This window comes from Novosphingobium sp. TK71 (assembly GCF_055361505.1).
In genome coordinates this window covers 124,783-143,968 of record NZ_CM143962.1, presented here as the reverse complement: position 1 = coordinate 143,968, position 19,186 = coordinate 124,783, and the positions used below count along the sequence as shown (strand labels likewise).

The following is a 19,186-nucleotide window of genomic DNA, read 5'->3' as shown; positions in this document are numbered from 1 at the left end:
CTACCAACGCACTTCGAACTTGTTTCGAAGGTAAATCGCGAGGCCGTTCATCGCCAGCAGGAAAACCAGCAGGACGATGATCGCAGCGGAAGTGTTCTGGACGAAACCGGCGTCGATCTCGTCAGACCACAGGAAGATCTGCATCGGCAGCACGCTGGAGGGATCGGTGATCCCGCCCGGCGGGGTGACGACGAAGGCGCGCATGCCGATCATCAGCAGCGGCGCGGTTTCACCCAGCGCGCGGGCCATGCCGATGATGGTGCCGGTGAGGATGCCGGGCAGCGCAAGCGGCAGGACGTGGTGGAACACCGTCTGCATCTTGCTCGCCCCGATCGCCAGCGCGGCGTCGCGGATCGAGGGCGGCACCGCCTTGATCGCGTTGCGGCCCGAGATGACGATGACCGGCATCGTCATCAGCGCCAGCGTGAGGCCGCCGACCAGCGGCGAGGAGCGCGGCATGCCCAGCGTGTTGATGAACACCGCAAGGCCCAGCAGGCCGAAGATGATCGAGGGCACCGCCGCGAGGTTGTTGATCGAGACTTCGACCCATTCGATCCAGCGCGCGCGGGGAGCGAATTCCTCGAGGTAGATCGCCGCCAGCACGCCCATCGGGAACGAGAGCAGCAGGGTGACGAGCATCGTCAGCAGCGAACCCTTGGCCGCCCCCCAGACGCCGGCGACGTCGGGATCGGTTGAATCGGAGCCGGAGAGGAAGTTCCAGTCCAGCCCGCCGAGGCCGTTCTTCAGCATGATGACCAGCAGCAGCGCCAGGAAGGCGAGGCTGAGGACGATCGCGCCAAGACCGATCAGCTTGAAGCGGCGCTCGGAGGCATTGCGGCGGGAAATCCGGCGCAATGCCTCGGGCGTTTGCCAGCGTGCATTGCCGTGGGTGCCGTGGGGGACGGCGCCCCCGGCGGTGCCCCCGCGCGCGTCACTGAGAGATGCGTTACTCATAAGCTTCCCGGAAGCGCTTCACCACGCGCAGCGCGATGATGTTGAGGATGAGCGTGACGATGAACAGCACCAGGCCCAGCGCGAAGGCGGACAGGGTCTTGGGGCTGTTGAATTCCTGGTCGCCGGTCAGCATCTGCACGATCTGGTAGGTGACCGTGGTCATCGAGGCGAAGGGATTGGCCGAAAGGTTCGCGGCAGCGCCCGCGGCCATGACGACGATCATGGTCTCGCCGATGGCGCGGCTGATCGCCAGCATCACGCCGGCGACGATGCCGGGGAGCGCGGCGGGCAGCAGCACTTTCTTGATCGTTTCCGACTTGGTGGCGCCCAGCGCCAGCGAACCGTCGCTCATCGCGCGGGGCACGGCAGCCAGAGCATCGTCCGCCATCGAGGAGACGAAGGGAATGATCATCACGCCCATGACGACGCCGGCAGCCAGCGCGCTCTCGGTAGACGGGTTGGACATGCCGAGCGAACCTGCAAAGTCGCGGAAGATCGGCGCCACCGTCAGCGCGGCGAAGTAGCCGTAGACCACCGTGGGAATGCCCGCGAGGATCTCCAGCATGGGCTTCAGCCACTTGCGGATCGTGCCCGAGGCATATTGCGTGAGGTAGACCGCGCTCATCAGGCCCAATGGGATCGCCACGATCATGGCGATGATCGCGCCTATGTAGATCGTGCCCCAGAACAGCGGCACCGCGCCGAAGCTGTCGGCCAGGTTGTCCGGCCGTGCATTGCCGGGCGACCAGTGCGTGCCGGTGAGGAACGCGATCGGCGAAACGTCCTTGAAGAACATCCCGGCCTCGAACACCAGCGAGGCGACGATGCCGAACGTGGTCAGAACCGCCATCAGCGAGGCGATCAGCAGCAGTCCCAGCACGCCGCGTTCCACGCGGGTGCGCGCGGGATAGCCGGCCCGGATGCGGGTGAAGGCCCAGCCGCCGCCGGCCAGCGCGACGATCGCCACCAGCAGCCCGCCGATCAGCCCGAAGCGGCCATGCGCCTCGCGGACCGGGACGGACAGGCTGTTGGACAGCGGATTGAACGCCACCGCATCGGGATTGTCGGCGATGGTCTTCGCTTCGGCAAGGATCGCCGCGCGGCTCATCGCATCGGCGGGAAGCTGCTGCGCGGCGGGGTCGGCCATGACCGCCCCGTCCACGAGGCCAGGCATGATCGCCTGCCACGCCCCCCAGGCGACCAGCGCCGGGATGACGATCCACAGGGCGACGTGCCATGCGTGATAGCCGGGCATCGAATGCATCGAGCCCCGGCCGGTATGGAGCAGCCGGGCCCGGCCCCGTGCGGCAAACCAGCCGACGAGACCGAGGCCGAGGACGGCCAGGAGAACTCCGGTGAGAATCATGAATGGCCGCCCTTCGCGTCCCAGTCGTCCAAGGTGATTACTTCAGTTCGGCCGGGTCGAGCACGGTCATCTTGGCGGCGATCTCGGCGCTCTTGCGGCGCACGTCCTCAGGCGCGATCACCATGCCCTTGGCCTTGAGCGAACCGTCGGGGCCCCACGACTTGGCCCATTCGGCCACGTAGCCCTGGAGGTCCTTGATCGGGCCGAGGTGCTGCTTCTTCACGTAGATGTAGAGCGGACGGGCGCCGGGATAGGTGAAATCGGAAATGGTGGCGTAGGTCGGCTCGATCCCGGACATGGTGATGCCCTTGATGGTGCCGGTGTTTTCCTCGAGGAACGAGAAGCCGAAGATGCCGATCGCCTTGGGGTTCTGCGAGATCTTCTGGACGATCAGGTTGTCATTCTCGCCGGCGTCCACATAAGGGCCGTCCTCGCGGATGTCGTGGCAGATCGCCTCGTACTTGTCCTTGGCGGTTTCCTTGAGCGCGGCGGTCACGGCATCGGTCTTGCAGCCTGCTTCGAGGATCAGTTCCTTGAGAGCATCGCGCGTGCCCGAAGTCGAAGGCGGGCCATAGACCAGGATCGGCTCGTTCGGGAGCGACGGATTCACGTCCTTCCAGGTCTTGGCGGTGTTCGGCTTGCCATAGGGATTGGCAGCCAGCGCCTTGTAGACGTCGGTCGGGGTCAGCTTCATGCCGGGGCCGTTCTTGCCCTCGGCAAAGGCGATGCCGTCAAGGCCGACCTGGATCTCGACGATCTCGGTCACGCCGTTCTTTCGGCATTCCTCGAATTCCGACTTCTTGATGCGGCGCGAGGCATCCTCGACGTCGGGGTGCTGGGCGCCGACGCCCGCGCAGAACAGCTTCATGCCGGCGCCGGTGCCGGTCGATTCGACCACCGGGGACTGCGCGCCGGTCTTCGCATACTGTTCGGCAATGACGTTGGCGAAAGGCGCCACGGTGGAGGAGCCCACGGCTCGCACGAAATTGCGCGAACCCGCGGTGGAGCCGCCCGAACCGCCACAGGCGCTCAGGGCCAGCACGGAAACGGCGGCAACAATGATTGTCTTGGTCGGACGCATGGATTTGACCCCTTGGGATTTCTTCTGCGACGCCCCTATTGGGATAGCATGACACTTCCATGACAATGAAGTGACATAACTCGGCAAGTCACGCAAATGCTGGGGTTCCAGCGCTTCGAACCGCCACCCGGCCAGGCGCCGCGAACCTGTTCTGGGCCTCGGCCGGGTCAGCAGGATGACAATCGTGAGACGTCGCGCAGGGAGGCGCCCGGCCGTTCAGCCGCCGGTTCCGGAGTCGCGCTGCGGCCCGGCGCCTCTCCTGCGCGACGTGTCGGGATTGTTTCCCGCCCGTGTCGATGAGAAACTCGATCATGTCGCCGGTGCGACTCCGGCCGAATCCCGGATCGGGCGCGGATACCCGAACGAAGCCCCCCGCGCCGATCGTCATATTCGTCATATTCGCAGTCACAATCGTCATCAAACTGTCACTGAACGGCAATAGTCGGCCTCGTCGCGCCCAGCACATCGGTGCAGCGCTCTGGAGAATGCCTGATATGCGCCTCGTCATGGCCTGCGCGACCGCCGTCGCCATCGTTCTGTCCGCCCCCGGCGCCCATGCGCAGGCGATCTCGGCTGAGGAAGCGGAAGTTCTCCGCGCGCAGATCCGCACGATGAAGGCCCAGATGGAGGCGATGGAAGCGCGGCTCAACGCGGCCTCTCCCGCCGCAGCCGCGGCACAAGCCTCCCCCGCCGCAGCCGCGGCACAGGGCACCGCCGCCCAGAGCGCCGCTCCTGCCGCCGCGCCGGCCGGCACGCCTGCCATTGCCGCCGGCACCGCCGCTCCCGCCCCCCGCGCCGGCGACAAGGACGCCACCAGCATCGACTGGAAGGGCAGCCCGCAGTTCGCGCAGGGCGACCGCGCATTCAAGGTCAAGGGCCGCATCCAGGCCGACGCCAACTATGTCAGCGCGCCCGGCAGCCTCGACGACAAGGGCCTTGGCTTCAACAACGAGATGCGCCGCATCCGACTCGGCGCCGAAGGCGCGCTGGGCGCCGGTTTCGACTACAAGCTGGAACTGGAACTGTCCGACAACGCGGTCGATCTGGTGGATACCTATGTGGGCTATCACACCGGCCCGTGGCAGATCCGGCTCGGCAACCAGAACTCCTTCCAGTCGCTGGACGAACTGACCGGCGACACCTCCGGCAGCGTGATGGAACGCGCCGCCTTCACCGACGCCTTCAACTTCGAACGCCGCCTCGGTCTCGCCTTCCAGTACGGCAAGGGGCCGTGGCTGGCGCAGGCGGGCGTGTTCACCGACGACATTTCCGCGCTCGCCAACGACAGCGACGGCGAGAACGGCGGCGACGAGAACAACAGCTACGGCCTCGACGGCCGCCTCGTCTTCGCGCCGAAGATCGGCGATCTCCAGCTGCACTTCGGCGGCTCGGCCCACTGGCGCCGCCTCGGCCGCCTTGCCGAAAGCGACACCCGCTACCGCCAGCGCCCCTTCGTCCATTCGACCAATACGCGCCTGATCGGCACCCCGGCGATGAACGTCTCGGAGGAGGATCACTACGGCGTGGAATTCGCCGCCATTCGTGGCCGCTGGCACGCCGCCGCCGAATATCACGCGCTCACCGCCAACCGCGTCGACGCCTCCACCGTCACCTTCCAGGGCGCCTATGCCGAGACCGGCCTGTTCCTGACCAAGGGCGATCATCGCGGCTACAAGGAAGGCATCTTCCGCGTCGAGAAGCCTGCCCACCCGGTGGGCGAAGGCGGCATCGGCTCGGTCCTGTTCACGCTGCGCTACGACTGGCTCGACCTCAACGACCGTGACATTCGCGGCGGCACCCAGAACGGTTACATCGCCGCGCTGGTGTGGGAGCCGATCCAGAACCTGCGCTTCAACGTGAACTATGCGCTGATGGACTATACCGGCGCCAAGGCCCTGCCCTCCGGCAAGACCGACTACGACGCGCAGGTCATCGGCACCCGGTTCGAACTGGATTTCTGAGGGCGAACAGCCTGCCGGGAGGCAGGCCCGCCGCCTAGGTTGTATACCTAACCCGCCGCCGCTTCCTTGCGCAGCGGCAGCATCAGCGAGGCGGTAGTCCCCTGCCCCGGACGGCTGTCGATATCGAAGCGGCCCCGGTGGCGCTCGACGATGTGCTTGACGATCGACAGGCCCAGCCCGGTGCCGCCCACGGCACGGCTGCGGCTGGTGTCGGCGCGGTAGAAGCGCTCGGTCACGCGGGGAAGATGCTCCGGCGCGATACCCTCGCCGTGATCGCGCACGGTCACCAGCACCCAGCCGGTCGCGGTCGCCTCCAGGCTCACGTCCACCGGCCCGCCCGACTTGCCATACTTCAGCGAATTGTCGATGAGATTGCGCAGGACCTGCGCAAGCTGGCCGCGATCGCCGGCGACCACCGCCTGCTCGCAGTTGGACTGCACCGCGATCTGCGCGTCGCCGCGCGCCTCACCGGCGATCTCGTTGGCGAGCGACACCATCTCCACCCGCTCGGAGGGCACCTCGTGCTTCACCGCCTCGATCCGCGAAAGCGACATGAGGTCCGAGATCAGCGCCTCCATGCGCTGGGCCTCGTGGCGAATCGTGTCTAGGAAGCGCTTGCGCACGCCTTCGTCGCCGCCCGCCTTGGGGTTGTGCAGGGTTTCGACATAGCCCAGCACGTTGGCCAGCGGCGTGCGCAGTTCGTGGCTGGCATTGGCGACGAAATCGGCATGGGACTTGGCCACGCTGACCCGTTCGGAAAGATCGTAGAGGCTGACCAGCCGGTCCGTCACCGAAACCACCCGGCAATCGACTTCCCAGACGCTGCCGCCGGTGGACAGCCCGCTGACGCGGGCGGTGCCGCCCTCATCGCTGAGGATCGCCGCCACGGCGCGCGGCTCGCGGATTGCGATGCGGACGTCCTGCCCCACGATATGCGCGCCCAGCAGGGCACGCGCGGCGCTGTTGGCGAAACGGACCTGGCCCCGCGAAACCATCATCGCGGGTGTCTGGAGGTGTTCGAGGAGGTGTACGCCCTCACCGGCCATGATCTATTCGCCTTCCGTCCTTCTGCGCGCCGTTCCGATCGGCGCCGATCCTTCTCCATGCCCGCGCCGGACGACAGGACAAAGACGCCCGGGCAACGAACTTGCGGAAAATCCTGCCGCGAGCCGGTGCTAAATACGTATACGGGCACTTGTTGCGTTCAATCCGTGCAAACGTGGTTGAGGTTTGCCGCGCTCTCGCCTAGCACTTCGCACGCAGTCCATGTTATGCTGCAACCGCGAAGACCAGACGTCCTGCCTGATACCCCGATCGTGACATCCTGCCCACTTCCAGGATCGACTCTATCCCATGGCCGACCCTTTCTCCTCGTGTTGCATATGACTGGATTGTTGGAGGAGGAGCCCGTCGATCCCCGGCGGAAAATGACCATATAGGTGGATAACCCCCAGAAGGTGGACTGCGCCCAGTGACCAATTCCATATCGGCCCCATTCACGTCAGATCGTCTGCTCCTGTTCGGCGCCACCGGCGACCTTTCGCGCCGCATGCTCCTTCCCTCGCTCTGCGCCCTCGATGCCGAGGGCCTGCTCGACCCCAAGGTCGAGATCATCGGCACGGCCCGTTCCGACCATGACGACGCCGAGTTCCGCAATTTCGCGCGGGCCTCGCTCGAACAGTTCCTGCCCGCCGACCGGCGCGGCGGCATGGCGCGGTTCCTCAACCGCCTGTCGTACCAGACGCTCGACGCCAACCAGATGGAAGGCTTCAACGCACTGGCGGCCAAGGTCGGACAGCCGCAGGACGGTCTCTCGATCTTCCTGTCCACCGCGCCCAGCCTGTTCGAGCCGACCATTCGCGGCCTGCAGGCCAGCGGCCTTGCCGGGGACAATGTGCGCATCGGGCTGGAAAAGCCGCTCGGCATCGATCTTGCCTCCAGCAAGGTCATCAACGACGCTGTGGCCCGCGCCTTCCCGGAAGACCGCATCTTCCGCATCGACCACTATCTGGGCAAGGAAACCGTCCAGAACCTGCTGGCGCTGCGCTTCGCCAACCTGATGTTCGAACCGCTGTGGAACGCGGCGCATATCGATCATGTGCAGATCACCGTGGCCGAAACCGTGGGCCTCGAATCGCGCGTGGCTTATTACGACGATTCGGGCGCGCTGCGGGACATGGTGCAGAACCACATGCTCCAGCTGCTCGCGCTCGTCGCCATGGAGCCGCCGGTCAGCTACGACGCCACCAGCGTGCGGGACGAAAAGGTGAAGATCCTGCGCTCCTTGCGCAAGGTTGCCGCCAACGAGACCGTCACCGGCCAGTACCGCGCCGGCGCCATCGGCGGCCAGGCCGTGCCCGGTTACGACGACGAACTGGGCAAGGATTCGAACACCGAGACTTTCGTCGCGATCAAGGCGCATATCGACAACTGGCGCTGGCAGGGCGTGCCCTTCTATCTGCGCACCGGCAAGCGCCTGCCCAAGCGCACGACCGAGATCGTCGTCCAGTTCCGCGACGTGCCGCACTCGATCTTCCATGGCAGGGGCGCCCGCACGGTGCCCAACCGCCTCGTCATCGGCATCCAGCCGAGCGAAAACATCACGCTTTCGCTCATGGCCAAGGTGCCGGGCCTCGATCGCAACGGCTTCGGCCTGCGCTCGATCCCGCTCGCCATCACCATGCCCGACGCTTTCGCCGGCCCGCAGCGCCGCATCGCTTACGAGCGCCTGCTGCTGGACCTGATCGAGGGTGAGCAGACGCTGTTCGTCCGCCGTGACGAAGTGGAAGCCCAGTGGGACTGGATCGACGCCATCCGCGCCGAGTGGGAGGAACAGGCCCAGGAGCCCAAGACCTACACTGCCGGAAGCTGGGGCCCCTCCGCCGCCATCGCCCTCGCCGAGCGCGACGGCGTCACGTGGCATGAGTGACCGGGCCAGAGTAAAAAGGCCAGGGCGGGCATGACCTCGCAGCGCACCCTATATGCCAGGGTGCGCGCGTCGTCCCGCGCCCCCGTTCCCCCGCAAACCGGTGGAAGATAGATGTTGACACCGGTTACCTAAATGCCTTCAAGCCTTCGCTCGGGAGATCCTGTTGCGGCGGCTTCGGGAGGCTGAGACAAAAAGACAGACGGAAAGTGCAGGAGTAACCCCATGAGCAATCTCAGCCCGGTGGTCGCCCGCGTGACTGATCGCATTATCGAGCGGTCGAAGCCCAGCCGCGAACGCTATCTCGCCATGATCGAACGCGAAGCCGGCCGTCATTCGGACCGTTCGTTCCTTTCGTGCTCCAACCTCGCGCATGGTTTTGCGGCCAGCGGCGAAGACAAGCCCGCCATCGCCACCGGCAAGGCGATCAACGTCGGCATCGTCACCGCTTACAACGACATGCTCTCGGCCCATCAGCCCTATGGCCGCTATCCCGAGCAGATGAAGCTCTACGCCCGCGAAGTAGGCGCTACGGCACAGGTCGCAGGCGGCGTGCCCGCCATGTGCGACGGCGTGACCCAGGGCTTCGACGGCATGGAACTCTCGCTGTTCAGCCGCGACACCATCGCCCTCTCCACCGCCGTCTCGCTGAGCCATGCGATGTATGACGGCATGACCCTCCTGGGCATCTGCGACAAGATCGTGCCGGGCCTGGTCATGGGCGCGCTGCGCTTCGGCCATCTTCCGGCGGTGTTCATCCCCTCCGGCCCGATGCCCAGCGGCATCTCCAACAAGGAGAAGCAGAAGGTCCGCCAGCTCTATGCAGAGGGCAAGGTCGGCCGTGAGGAACTGCTGGCCAGCGAAAGCGCCTCCTATCACTCGGCGGGCACCTGCACGTTCTACGGCACCGCCAACTCCAACCAGATGATGATGGAGATGATGGGTCTGCACATGCCCGGCGCCGCCTTCGTGCCGCCCGGCACCTCGCTGCGTCAGGCCGTGACCCGCGCCGCCGTCCACCGCGTGACCGAGATGACCCGCAAGGGCGACGATTTCCGCCCGATGGGCCACGTCGTGGACGAGAAGGCGATCGTCAACGCCATCGTCGGACTGCTCGCCACCGGCGGATCGACCAACCACGCGATCCACCTGCCCGCCATGGCCCGCTGCGCCGGCATCCACATCGACTGGCAGGACTTCGACGAACTGTCAGGCGCGGTGCCGCTCATCACCCGCGTCTATCCCAACGGTTCGGGCGACGTGAACCACTTCCACGCCGCCGGCGGCATGGGCTGGGTGGTGCGCGAGCTGCTCGATGCAGGGCTGGCCCATGAGGACATCCTCACCGTCTCCAGCGGCGGCATGCGCGCCTATGCCACTGAGCCCACGCTCGACGATGGCGAACTCAAGTGGAAGCCCGCGCCTGCCGTCAGCGGCGATGACGCCATGCTGAGCACGGTGGCCAAGCCCTTCCTGCCCGACGGCGGCATGCGCCTCGTTTCCGGCAACGTGGGCCGCGCCACCTTCAAGACCAGCGCGGTCGATCAGGAGCGCTGGACCATCGAGGCGCCGTGCCGCGTGTTCGAGACGCAGGAAGCCGTCATCAACGCCTTCAAGGCGGGTGAGTTGGACCGCGACGTGGTGGTGGTCGTGCGCCATCAGGGCCCGCGCGCCAACGGCATGCCCGAACTGCACAAGCTGACCCCGCCGCTCGGCGTGCTGCAGGATCGCGGCTTCAAGGTGGCGTTGGTCACTGACGGGCGCATGTCGGGCGCTTCGGGCAAGGTTCCCGCCGCGATCCACGTCACCCCGGAAGCGCTGGCCGACGGCCCGATCGCCTATCTGCAGGACGGCGATATCGTGCGCCTCTCGGCGGAAGACGGCACGCTTTCCACCACGGCGGACCTTTCCGGTCGCTCGCCCGCCCCGCTGCCCGCGCCTGCCGAAGGCATGGGCCGCGAACTCTTCGCGATGTTCCGCATGAATGCGGGCGGCGCCGAACAGGGCGGCTCCTCGATGCTGGAGGTCGCGGGACTGTGAGCGCCCAGGGAAGTACCGAACTCGTAGCCGTCGATATCGGCGGCACGCACGCACGCTTCGCGCTGGCCGCAGTCGATGGACAGGGCCAGATCACGCTGGACGAGCCGGTCACGCTCCACACCAGCGACCACGGCAGCTTCCAGCTCGCCTGGCAGGCCTTCCGTGAGCGGAACGGCGGGACAGTCCCGCCGGCGGTATCGATTGCCATCGCCGGTCCGGTCGGCGGCGACGTGATCCGTTTCACCAACAACCCGTGGATCATCCGCCCCGGCCTGATCCCGGAAAAGCTGGGCGTGGAACGCTACACCGTGGTCAACGACTTCGCGGCGGTGGCCTATGCCGTGGCGCTGGCGCCGGAAGACCAGTTCCTGCATCTGGCCGGGCCGGACGTGCCGCTGCCGGTATCGGGCACGCTCAGCGTGCTCGGCCCGGGCACCGGGCTTGGCGTGGCGCACTTGTGGCGCAACGGCCTGCCCCACGGCCAGGGCGGGTTCTACCACGTGCAGGCGACCGAAGGCGGCCATACCGACTATGCGCCGCTGGACCTGATCGAGGACGCGATCCTCGCCCGTCTGCGCAAGCGGCACAACCGCGTCTCCACCGAGCGCGTCGTCTCCGGCCCCGCCATCGTCGACATCTACCAGACGCTCGCCGCCATGGAGAACCGCGCGGTTCACGATATGACCGACGTCGATATCTGGACTGCGGGCACCAACCTTTCCGACCCGCTGGCCGCCGCCGCCGTCGACCGTTTCTGCCTGGCACTCGGCAGCGCGGCGGGCGACTGCGCGCTGGCGCACGGTGCCAGCGGCGTCGTGATCGCCGGCGGGCTCGGCTACCGTATCCGCGAAACCATTCTGTCCTCGGGCTTTGCCGAGCGTTTCTGCGCCAAGGGCCGCTTTGCCGGCATGATGGCGCAGATGCCGGTCAAGCTCATCACCCATCCGCAGCCCGGCCTGTTCGGCGCGGCTGCCGCCTATGTCAGGGAGCACGTTCAATGAGCAGCCCGTCCGAAGCCGTCGAAAAGGTCATGCGTCTGGCCCCGGTGATCCCGGTGCTGGTGATCGAGGATATCGAACACGCCCTGCCGATCGCCGAAGCGCTCGTCGCGGGCGGGTTGCCCGCGCTCGAAGTGACGCTGCGCACCGAATGCGCGATCGAGGCGATCAAGGTGATGAAGCAGGTTCCCGGAGCCGTGGTCGGCGCGGGCACCGTGCTTTCGCCCGACGACCTGAAGCGCTCCATCGATGCGGGCGCCGAATTCATCGTCTCGCCCGGCCTCACCCCGATGCTGGCCGAAGCCGCCTACAAGTCGCAGATCCCGTTCCTGCCCGGCACCGCCAATGCCAGCGACGTGATGTTCGCACTGGAATGCGGGTTCGACCGGCTGAAGTTCTTCCCCGCCATGGCGGCGGGCGGTCCTCCGGCCCTGAAGGCGATCTCTGCCCCGCTGTTCAAGGCCAAGTTCTGCCCGACCGGCGGGGTGACGCCTGAAAACGCCCCCGAATGGCTGGCGCTTGATGCGGTGCTCTGCGTCGGCGGCAGCTGGATGGTGCCCAAGGGCAAGCCCGATGTGGCGAAGATCGAGGCGGCCGCCCGCCTCGCCGCGGGGCTCCCGCGATGACGGGGGCGGCGCTGACCACGGTCGACGATCTCGACCGCCGCCTTCAGGAACTCCATGTCCTGACCGCCCAGACGCCGCTCTACAATCCGGTTTTCCAGCTGGGGCTCGAATTGTCGCGCCAGCTGGAAAACGGCGAAATGGGCCTCGACCAGATCGAGGCCCTCGTCGCCGAGATGGAGTGCGAGGGGCTGCGCGCCCGCGCCGCGCGGCTTGACCGCATGCTCGCCCCCATCGCCACGGCCGAAAACGAAAAGCGGCTCGACGAAGCCGCCAGCGAAGAAGACTTCACCGCCTTCGCCGTGCGCTGGCAGCGCCCCGCCGCCCATGTCGTCTTCACCGGGCACCCTACTTTCCTGCTCTCCACCGCCCAGACCGAAGCCGTGACTCACGCCGCCTCCACCGGCGATCACAGCGAGGCCACCGTCTGTGCCGCCTCGCCCGACCGTGATACGATCACGCTCGATTACGAGCACGGCAAGGCGATGGAGGCGATCGCGCGCGGCCAGAAGGCCCGCGACCGTATCAACGAACGCCTGTTCGACATTGCCGCCGCCCGCTGGCCCAAGCGCTGGAAGGGCCTGAACCCCATGCCCGTGCGCTTCGCCTCGTGGGTGGGCTACGACATGGACGGGCGCACCGATATCGGCTGGTCCACCTCGATCCGCTACCGGCTGGAGGAAAAGGCACAGCGTCTTGCCGGCTATGCCGCGATGCTGGAACATGCAGCCCCGGACACCGCGGCCAGGCTGGCCCGCGCCGGCACGCTCGCCGGGGACATGGCCGCGCACTTCGCGCAGGACTTCTCCTCGCCAGAGGCGCTGTCGGAAGCAGCCAACGCGCTCACCGCCGAACATCCCGACAAGCTCGTCAGCCTCGAAGGCATCGTGAGCGACCTCGAATACGAAGCGCGCCACGCCGATCAGGACCAGGCCCGCACACTGCTGGTCGCCGCCGCCGCCATGCGGGCGGACGGGCTTGGCATGGGCTGGATCCACTTCCGCGTGAACGCCTCGCAGCTCCAGAACGCGATCCGCCTGCGTATCGACCCGGAAGGCAAGCTGAACCTCGCCAGCCAGGCCGCGCTGGTCCGCATGCGCGAGCTGCTGGCCGAAGTCCGCCCGCTCAGGTCGAACTTCGCCGCACTCGCCATCGAGAATTCCACCGCCGTGCGCCAGTTCCTGGCGATGGCGCAGATCCTCGCCCATATCGACGCGGATGCGCCGATCCGCATGCTCGTGGCCGAGTGCGAGGAGCCCACCACGATCCTCGCCGCGCTCTACTTCGCGCGGATGTTCGGGATCGACGAGAAAGTCGACGTCTCGCCGCTGTTCGAAACGGAAAGCGCGCTGGAGCATGGCGGCCGCTTCCTCGACGCGGTGCTGGCAGAACCCGCCTACCGCGAATATGCCCACAAGCGCGGCCGCGTCTCGATCCAGACCGGCTTCTCGGACGCGGGCCGCTTCGTCGGGCAAGTTCCCGCCGCGCTCGCCATCGAGCGACTGCAGGGCCGCCTTTCCGAAGCCATGGTGGCGAACGGCCTCACCGACGTTTCGGCGCTGATCTTCAACACCCACGGCGAATCGATGGGCCGCGGCGCGCATCCCTCCAGCCTCAAGGACCGGTTCGACTGGCCGATGAGCCCCTGGGCCCGCCGCCGCTTCCTGCGCGCGGGCATCCGGCTGGAGCCCGAAGTCTCGTTCCAGGGCGGTGACGGTTATCTCTGGTTCGGGTCGGACGAACTGGCGCTCGCCACGCTCACCCGCATGGCCGAAATGCCGCTGTGGGGGGCCGACGCCGAAGCGCCGACCGACCTGTTCTATCGCCGCACCGACCTCAGCCTCGATTTCTACCGCGCCATTCGCGGCGTGCAGCACGAGCATCTGGAAAGCAGCACTTACAGTCGCGCGATCACGGCCTTCGGTCTGGGGCTGCTCAACGATACCGGCAGCCGCAAGTCGCGCCGCCAGTCGGACCTTGCGGCCGACCGCTCGATGAGCCTGCGCCAGATCCGCGCGATCCCGCACAACGCGATCCTCCAGCAACTGGGCTATCCGGTGAACGTGATCGCCGGGATCGGCACCGCGTCCGACGGCAACCGCGAGGAAGTGGCCGCCCTGCTGCGCGAAAGCGAGCGCGGGCAGCAGTTGATGCGGCTTGCCCGGCATGCCAACGCGCTGGCCTCGATCAAGACGGTGGCGGCCTATGGCGAACTGTTCAACTCGGCCTACTGGGCCAGCCGCCCCTATCGCGGCGACGAGCAGCACATCGCGGGGGCTTGCCTCAAGCTGGCCGAATACCTGACCAAGGATGACCGCACCGGCGTCTATCGCCGCCTCGCCTCGCGCCTCAGGGTCGATGCGATGAAGCTGCACTTCCTGCTCGACCTGCTGCCGAACGAAGCACCGCTGCCGGACCGCGAGCATACCCGCCGCAGCCTGGGCGTGCTGCAATCGCTGCGGATCGCCCTGTTCAAGCACATGTTCCTGCGTGTGGTCATGGTGCCGCAGTTCAGCCGCGCGAACGATATCAGCCGTGACGACGTGCTGGAGATGTTCTTCACCTTGCGCGTCGAGGACGGCCTCGCCCAGCTTCGCCGCGCCTTCCCGACGAGCTTCCCCTCGATCGACGATTTCAAGGTGGAACTGCCAAGCGATTATCCGGATTCAAGCGCGACCGGATATACCCCTATTCACCGCGACTACATCGATCCGATCGCACGCTCCTATGCGCTTTCACTGCGGATCACCACGGCGCTGGCGAACGAGTTCGGCGCCCACGGGTGAAGAAGCGGAAATGCCCCCGCTCATCCGGGCGGGGGCATGAGCTTCGGCTAGCCCAGGGCCTTTTCGACGGTGGAAACGGCCTGCTCTATCGAAGTGCTGCGCGAACAGCGTCCGTCGCAGCGATCGTCCTGCGACTTGAGAGTTTCGAGTATTCGCTCTGCCGCCGGCCTATTACCCAGTTGAATTTCCGAAAGCGCAAGGCCCGTCATGGCGCCGGCATGCCGCGTTTTCCGGCTCATCAGCACGGACTTGAAATAGGTCCGGGCCGACGCCGACTGGCCTGTGCCGAGCGAGGAAACGCCCTTCAGGAAATAGGTCTCGCTATTGTTCGAGCGGTGGACGAGATCAGTCAATATCCGGTCTGCTTCGGCATATTTGCCTTCCGCAAGTAGAGTGCGCACCAGCGTCATTTGCGGACCGGCGCCTCGTCCCGGCCCGGAGAAGGCAGGCTGCATCGGAATGCCGGAAAAGGCTGGAACGCCCAGAGACCGATCCGCTCCGGCGGACAATGCGCCCGACTGAAGAACTTGAGAAAAGGCAGGCGTGGAAACGAGAGCCGCTGCCGCAAGCAAAATAGCCAGGCGCATATGCACATCCTTTCAACAATATGAAAAAACGTAACATCGCGCCATCGGAGCGGTCAACGCTCCCCGGACGCAGCATTGATTTGTAAAAAACAGTGCATCTCCCGCACTGCGCTTCACATCACGCCATCAGCTTCAAAAGCCCCTCGATCTCGCAGGTCGCGAAGCCGACTGTACTGTCGGAAATACCATATGGCAGAAGCAGCCGTTCCCCCACCTTGAGCGCACCGCAGGTATAGACCACGTTGGGCACATAGCCCGAGCGATCCGCGTTTTCGGCGGTCAGCACCGGCTCCGTCGTGCGCGCCAGCACTTTCGACGGGTCCTTGAGGTCGAGCAATGCGCAGCCGAGCGCGTATTTGCGCATCGCGCCGACACCGTGCGTGAACAGCAGCCAGCCATGCTCGGTGGGGATCGGGCTGCCGCAATTGCCGATCTGGATGAATTCCCAGGGGTACTTCGGCCCCATCAGCAGAACGCCGTCATCATCCCAGATGTCGAGCGAGTCGGACCGGAGCAGGAACAGGTTCTTGCCGTCCTGCCTGCCGACCATGGCGAACTGGCCGTCGATCTTCTGCGGGAACAGCGCCATGCCCTTGTTGCGGCCCGCCCTGCCCCGGATCGGTTCCAGTTCGAACGCCCGGAAATCGCGGGTCCGCAGCAGTTCGGAGCGAATGGAGCTGCCGGAATAGGCGGTGTAGGTGCCCACCCATTCGTAATCCCCGTCCCCATGGTCGAACCGCACGAGGCGCAAGTCTTCCAGTCCGCCGCGCTGTTGCTCGGTGATGGGGAAGATCACGGTGTTGGACAGGCTGGACTCCGGATGGCGATGGACCGCAACCGTGCCGTCGGCATCGACCTCGCCTTCCTCGTCGAGTTCGACCGAGGTAGCGAAAGAGGCCTGCGGCCAGAGACAGAACGTCCCGTCGGCCTCGGCTATGCCCTCGCGAAAGGCGATGGAACTGATGTGGCCTTCACCCACCGCCCGAAGCGACATGATGAAGCGCACCGCGCCGTCCTGCATGCCCGACTGGTCAGGCGCAGGCACGATCGAGGGATTCATCAGCGCCGCCGCCGCGAACGTGTATTCGTGGCAGAAATAGGCCCCGATCAGGCGCTGGCGGGTTTCCGAAAACTGCCCCGGATCGAGTTCGAGGTTCGCCGCGACCTCCAGAAAGCGGTCGGCGAATATATTCTCGGTCTGCCAGTGGCGTTCCTTGAAATCGCGCAGGACGCGTTCGTATTCGGAAGCAACCTGCTCCTCGCTGAGTCCCGCGATATCTTCCACCAGCTTGTTCGCACGGCCGCCGGGCGCGTTCTTGCCCTGCCAGCCAAGGTGGAACGGACGCAGCACGACTCGTGCCGGATCGGCATAGAGGCGAGTCTCGAAGACATGGAGCGGTTCAGACCAGACGTTCTCGGGCCGATTCAAGCAATCCTCCTCCACGTCCGAGCGGTGCCGACACGGCAAGCTCGGCCAGAGCATAGTGCGAAAGTTGGAAGGCGAGAATGGATTCCGCGCCGCAATTGCCGTTCACTCCCCTCGGCGTGACCCCATCGCGGCATCGGCCCGTCGCAATGTCGGCCAGAACGACGCCGCGGTCGTTGCCGCCGAAGAACCAGCGCCAGGCCGTCATCGCATGTTCCGTCCAGAACGCACCGTTGGTGGCGCGCCATGCGCTGGCCGCCGCCTCGATCGCGGCCTGCGCTTCCAGCGGCTGCTGGTCGAACGGCAGATAGCTGTGCGGCTTGTGGAAGCTCTCCGAACCGATCGGCCGGAACTGCCCCCGCGCGGAAAGCTGCTGGCGGCAGATCCACTCCAGCGTTTCGAGCCCGGCGCCGATCCATGCTTCCTGGCCCAGCGCCAGCCCGGCCTCGATCAAAGCCTGCGGGAGGCGCGGATTATCGTAGCCGAGCACGGCCTCGAACCAGGCCCAGTCCGGCCGCCGACCGTGGCCGAGCAGCCGCATCAGGAAGTCGCCGCCCTCGCGCACGCAGGCGATGGCCGCCTGATGCTGCGGATGGCGGCGCAGCACGGCGCAGGCGCCGAGCATGGTGAAAGCCTTGGCGCGCGGCGCGTCCACGTCCGCCAGCGAGGGGAGCACAGTGTCGAAGAGTTGCAGGCCCCACTCCGCCAGCCCCTGATCCCCGGCCCGCTCGGACGTCTGGCCGAGCGCCCAGACGGCGCGGCCGTTCGAATCCTCGGAACCCTCGTCCTCGCACCATGACCGGTCGAAGCGCATGAAGTTGCGGAAGCGCCCGGCATCCGGGTTCCAGGCGAACTGCACGAAGGACGCGTAAGCCAGGCTCCATTTCATCCGCTCGCCCACCGGCAGCCCCCGCGCCACGTTCATGAGCATGAGCGCGCGGGCATTGTCGTCGAGGCAATAGCCATGGCGGCGATCGGGCACCACGCCGATGGAATGCTGGAGCATGCCGGTGGCATCGCTCATGGCGAGAATGGCGGAAAGGCCCGGCGTCGCGGTGATCGGCGGCAGCGCGGGATCGGGCGCGCGGGCGCGGGATACCAGCCGCACGCTGGCATCGGCGAACCGGGGCCAGATCATCTCCCGTCCCCGCACCCAGGCGCGGCGTTGCAGCGCGGCGAGTTCATCGGGATCGTCGAGCAGCGCCGTCACGGCCTCGGCGATCGCCTCGCTGGAGCCGGGCTCGATCAGCTTGCCGATATCCTCGCCCAGCAGTTCGCGCGCATGAACGTAAGGCGTGGAAACCACGGCCTTGCCCAGCGCAACGGCGTAGCTGAGCGTGCCCGAGGTCGACTGCTGCAGCCCCGGATAGGGCGTAAGATAGATGTCGCAGGATTCGAGCTGGTCAAGCAGGTCGTCGGTTTCGAGGAAGCGGTTTTCCCACGCGATGTGGTCCGCCACGCCCAGTTCGGCGGCGAGCGCCTCCAGTTCCTCGCGGTAAGCCTCACCCTCTCGTACGACGAGATTGGGGTGCGTGGCGCCGACGATGCGATAGACCACCTCGGGATGCCGCGCGACGATCGCCGGCAGCGCGCCGATGGCATGTTCCAGCCCCTTGCCGCGTCCGAGCAGGCCGAAGGTCATCAGCACCTTGCGATCAGACAGGCCCTGACGCGCCTTGAATTCCTCGTGCCGACCGAACGGCCGGTCCGGCGCGCCATGCTCGATCACCTCGACGATGCGGGACGGCACCTCGTAACGGCTTTCCAGCAGATCGCGGGAACGGCGTGACATGACCATGATCCGCGAAGCCCGCGAGACCAGATGCCGCATGATCGCGTCCTGCCGCTCCGAAGGCTCGGACAGGACGGTATGCAGCGTGAGGACGAGAGGCGCCGCAAGGCGGTCCACTAAATCGAGTACCATCTCGCCGTCCGGCCCGCCGAAGATGCCGTATTCGTGCTGGACCCATACCGCCTCCACCCCGGATTCGTTGATCTGCCGGGCGGCGCGGGCATAGTCCTGGGGATCGTTGCAGGTGATAGTGCCGGCGACGTGGCGGTAATCGAGCGGCAGTGCCGGATCGTCGAGGGCATGGACCTCTACCGCCACTTCGGGATGATGTTCGCGCAGCTTTTCGAAGATATCGGTCGTAAACGTCGCGATCCCGCACTTGCGAGGCGCGAAATTGCCGACAAGCGCAATACGCAACAGTTCCTCCCCCTTGGGAGGCAATGCCGGCGGAGTAACTTCGAAAATCGAACGTATCTTGTCTGAGCCCGATTTCTGGCCGGGTTCATCGTCACGAGGCATCAGGTTCATGCGCACCCCGTCTGCATAATGGAGGAGATTGCTTGCTCAATTCGCGAGCATGGCATGAGTTTCCCGCTGCACTGCAAAAAACTTCACATAACGCGCCAAAACGGTGCCAAATGGCGAC

13 protein-coding genes are annotated in these 19,186 nt (G+C 66.2%); 6 read left to right on the top strand and 7 right to left on the bottom strand.

The window, feature by feature from the left end; translation table 11 throughout:
- From pstA to ACXJ16_RS00655, 3 genes are read right to left on the bottom strand one after another with little or no spacing between them, the layout of a single operon-like run.
- Positions 1 to 954, bottom strand: a complete 954-nt coding sequence (gene pstA, locus ACXJ16_RS00665; RefSeq protein WP_132469284.1) for a phosphate ABC transporter permease PstA — start codon at positions 952 to 954, stop codon at positions 1 to 3.
- Positions 947 to 2,320, bottom strand: coding sequence for a phosphate ABC transporter permease subunit PstC (gene pstC / locus ACXJ16_RS00660; RefSeq protein WP_324696477.1), 1,374 nt, complete (start codon positions 2,318 to 2,320; stop codon positions 947 to 949). The genes pstA and pstC overlap by 8 nt, the downstream gene beginning before the upstream one ends.
- Before the next feature lie 37 nt (positions 2,321 to 2,357).
- The gene (locus tag ACXJ16_RS00655) at positions 2,358 to 3,401 is read right to left on the bottom strand and encodes a substrate-binding domain-containing protein (RefSeq protein ID WP_185996833.1); all 1,044 of its coding nucleotides are present in this window, start codon (positions 3,399 to 3,401) and stop codon (positions 2,358 to 2,360) included.
- 485 nt (positions 3,402 to 3,886) lie between these two features.
- Between ACXJ16_RS00655 and ACXJ16_RS00650 the strand changes: the two genes are divergently transcribed.
- Complete coding sequence (locus ACXJ16_RS00650; RefSeq protein ID WP_463920986.1) at positions 3,887 to 5,362, top strand: OprO/OprP family phosphate-selective porin; 1,476 nt, start codon at positions 3,887 to 3,889, stop codon at positions 5,360 to 5,362.
- Positions 5,363 to 5,409: 47 nt separating this feature from the next.
- On the opposite strand, the gene ACXJ16_RS00645 is transcribed toward ACXJ16_RS00650, so the two are convergent.
- Positions 5,410 to 6,408, bottom strand: coding sequence for a sensor histidine kinase (locus ACXJ16_RS00645; RefSeq protein WP_185996832.1), 999 nt, complete (start codon positions 6,406 to 6,408; stop codon positions 5,410 to 5,412).
- 425 nt (positions 6,409 to 6,833) lie between these two features.
- On the opposite strand from ACXJ16_RS00645, the gene zwf reads away from it, so the two are divergent.
- The 5 genes from zwf to ACXJ16_RS00620 all read left to right on the top strand — a co-directional run bounded on the left by zwf (position 6,834) and on the right by ACXJ16_RS00620 (position 14,735).
- Positions 6,834 to 8,291 (top strand): glucose-6-phosphate dehydrogenase, encoded by a 1,458-nt coding sequence (gene zwf, locus ACXJ16_RS00640; protein WP_255351673.1) that lies wholly within the window; start codon positions 6,834 to 6,836, stop codon positions 8,289 to 8,291.
- 222 nt (positions 8,292 to 8,513) lie between these two features.
- Entirely contained in the window at positions 8,514 to 10,328 is a 1,815-nt protein-coding gene (gene edd, locus ACXJ16_RS00635) for a phosphogluconate dehydratase (protein ID WP_324696483.1), read from the top strand.
- Positions 10,325 to 11,329, top strand: a complete 1,005-nt coding sequence (locus ACXJ16_RS00630) for a glucokinase (RefSeq protein ID WP_324696485.1) — start codon at positions 10,325 to 10,327, stop codon at positions 11,327 to 11,329. Before edd ends, ACXJ16_RS00630 begins: the two co-directional genes overlap by 4 nt.
- Positions 11,326 to 11,952 carry a bifunctional 4-hydroxy-2-oxoglutarate aldolase/2-dehydro-3-deoxy-phosphogluconate aldolase gene (gene eda / locus ACXJ16_RS00625; protein WP_185996829.1) on the top strand — a complete coding sequence of 209 codons (627 nt, stop codon included), beginning with the start codon at positions 11,326 to 11,328 and terminating at the stop codon, positions 11,950 to 11,952. Before ACXJ16_RS00630 ends, eda begins: the two co-directional genes overlap by 4 nt.
- Positions 11,949 to 14,735, top strand: a complete 2,787-nt coding sequence (locus ACXJ16_RS00620; protein WP_463920985.1) for a phosphoenolpyruvate carboxylase — start codon at positions 11,949 to 11,951, stop codon at positions 14,733 to 14,735. Before eda ends, ACXJ16_RS00620 begins: the two co-directional genes overlap by 4 nt.
- A gap of 47 nt (positions 14,736 to 14,782) precedes the next feature.
- On the opposite strand, the gene ACXJ16_RS00615 is transcribed toward ACXJ16_RS00620, so the two are convergent.
- From ACXJ16_RS00615 to ACXJ16_RS00605, 3 genes are all read right to left on the bottom strand, one after another.
- Positions 14,783 to 15,088 (bottom strand): tetratricopeptide repeat protein, encoded by a 306-nt coding sequence (locus ACXJ16_RS00615; RefSeq protein WP_165913253.1) that lies wholly within the window; start codon positions 15,086 to 15,088, stop codon positions 14,783 to 14,785.
- Positions 15,089 to 15,440: 352 nt separating this feature from the next.
- On the bottom strand, positions 15,441 to 16,751 hold the full coding sequence (locus ACXJ16_RS00610) for a glycoside hydrolase family 130 protein (protein WP_054439310.1): 1,311 nt from the start codon (positions 16,749 to 16,751) through the stop codon (positions 15,441 to 15,443).
- Positions 16,723 to 19,068, bottom strand: a complete 2,346-nt coding sequence (locus ACXJ16_RS00605) for a glycosyltransferase family 4 protein (RefSeq protein WP_463920984.1) — start codon at positions 19,066 to 19,068, stop codon at positions 16,723 to 16,725. Before ACXJ16_RS00605 ends, ACXJ16_RS00610 begins: the two co-directional genes overlap by 29 nt.
- Between the last annotated feature and the right edge of the window lie 118 nt (positions 19,069 to 19,186).

What these genes read in the sequence shown, in the direction of transcription:
- pstA (WP_132469284.1), bottom strand. Translation starts at nt 954, where the DNA reads ATGAGTAACGCATCTCTCAGTGACGCGCGCGGGGGCACCGCCGGGGGC.
- pstC (WP_324696477.1), bottom strand. Translation starts at nt 2,320, where the DNA reads ATGATTCTCACCGGAGTTCTCCTGGCCGTCCTCGGCCTCGGTCTCGTC.
- ACXJ16_RS00655 (WP_185996833.1), bottom strand. Translation starts at nt 3,401, where the DNA reads ATGCGTCCGACCAAGACAATCATTGTTGCCGCCGTTTCCGTGCTGGCC.
- ACXJ16_RS00650 (WP_463920986.1), top strand. Translation starts at nt 3,887, where the DNA reads ATGCCTGATATGCGCCTCGTCATGGCCTGCGCGACCGCCGTCGCCATC.
- ACXJ16_RS00645 (WP_185996832.1), bottom strand. Translation starts at nt 6,408, where the DNA reads ATGGCCGGTGAGGGCGTACACCTCCTCGAACACCTCCAGACACCCGCG.
- edd (WP_324696483.1), top strand. Translation starts at nt 8,514, where the DNA reads ATGAGCAATCTCAGCCCGGTGGTCGCCCGCGTGACTGATCGCATTATC.
- eda (WP_185996829.1), top strand. Translation starts at nt 11,326, where the DNA reads ATGAGCAGCCCGTCCGAAGCCGTCGAAAAGGTCATGCGTCTGGCCCCG.
- ACXJ16_RS00620 (WP_463920985.1), top strand. Translation starts at nt 11,949, where the DNA reads ATGACGGGGGCGGCGCTGACCACGGTCGACGATCTCGACCGCCGCCTT.
- ACXJ16_RS00605 (WP_463920984.1), bottom strand. Translation starts at nt 19,068, where the DNA reads ATGAACCTGATGCCTCGTGACGATGAACCCGGCCAGAAATCGGGCTCA.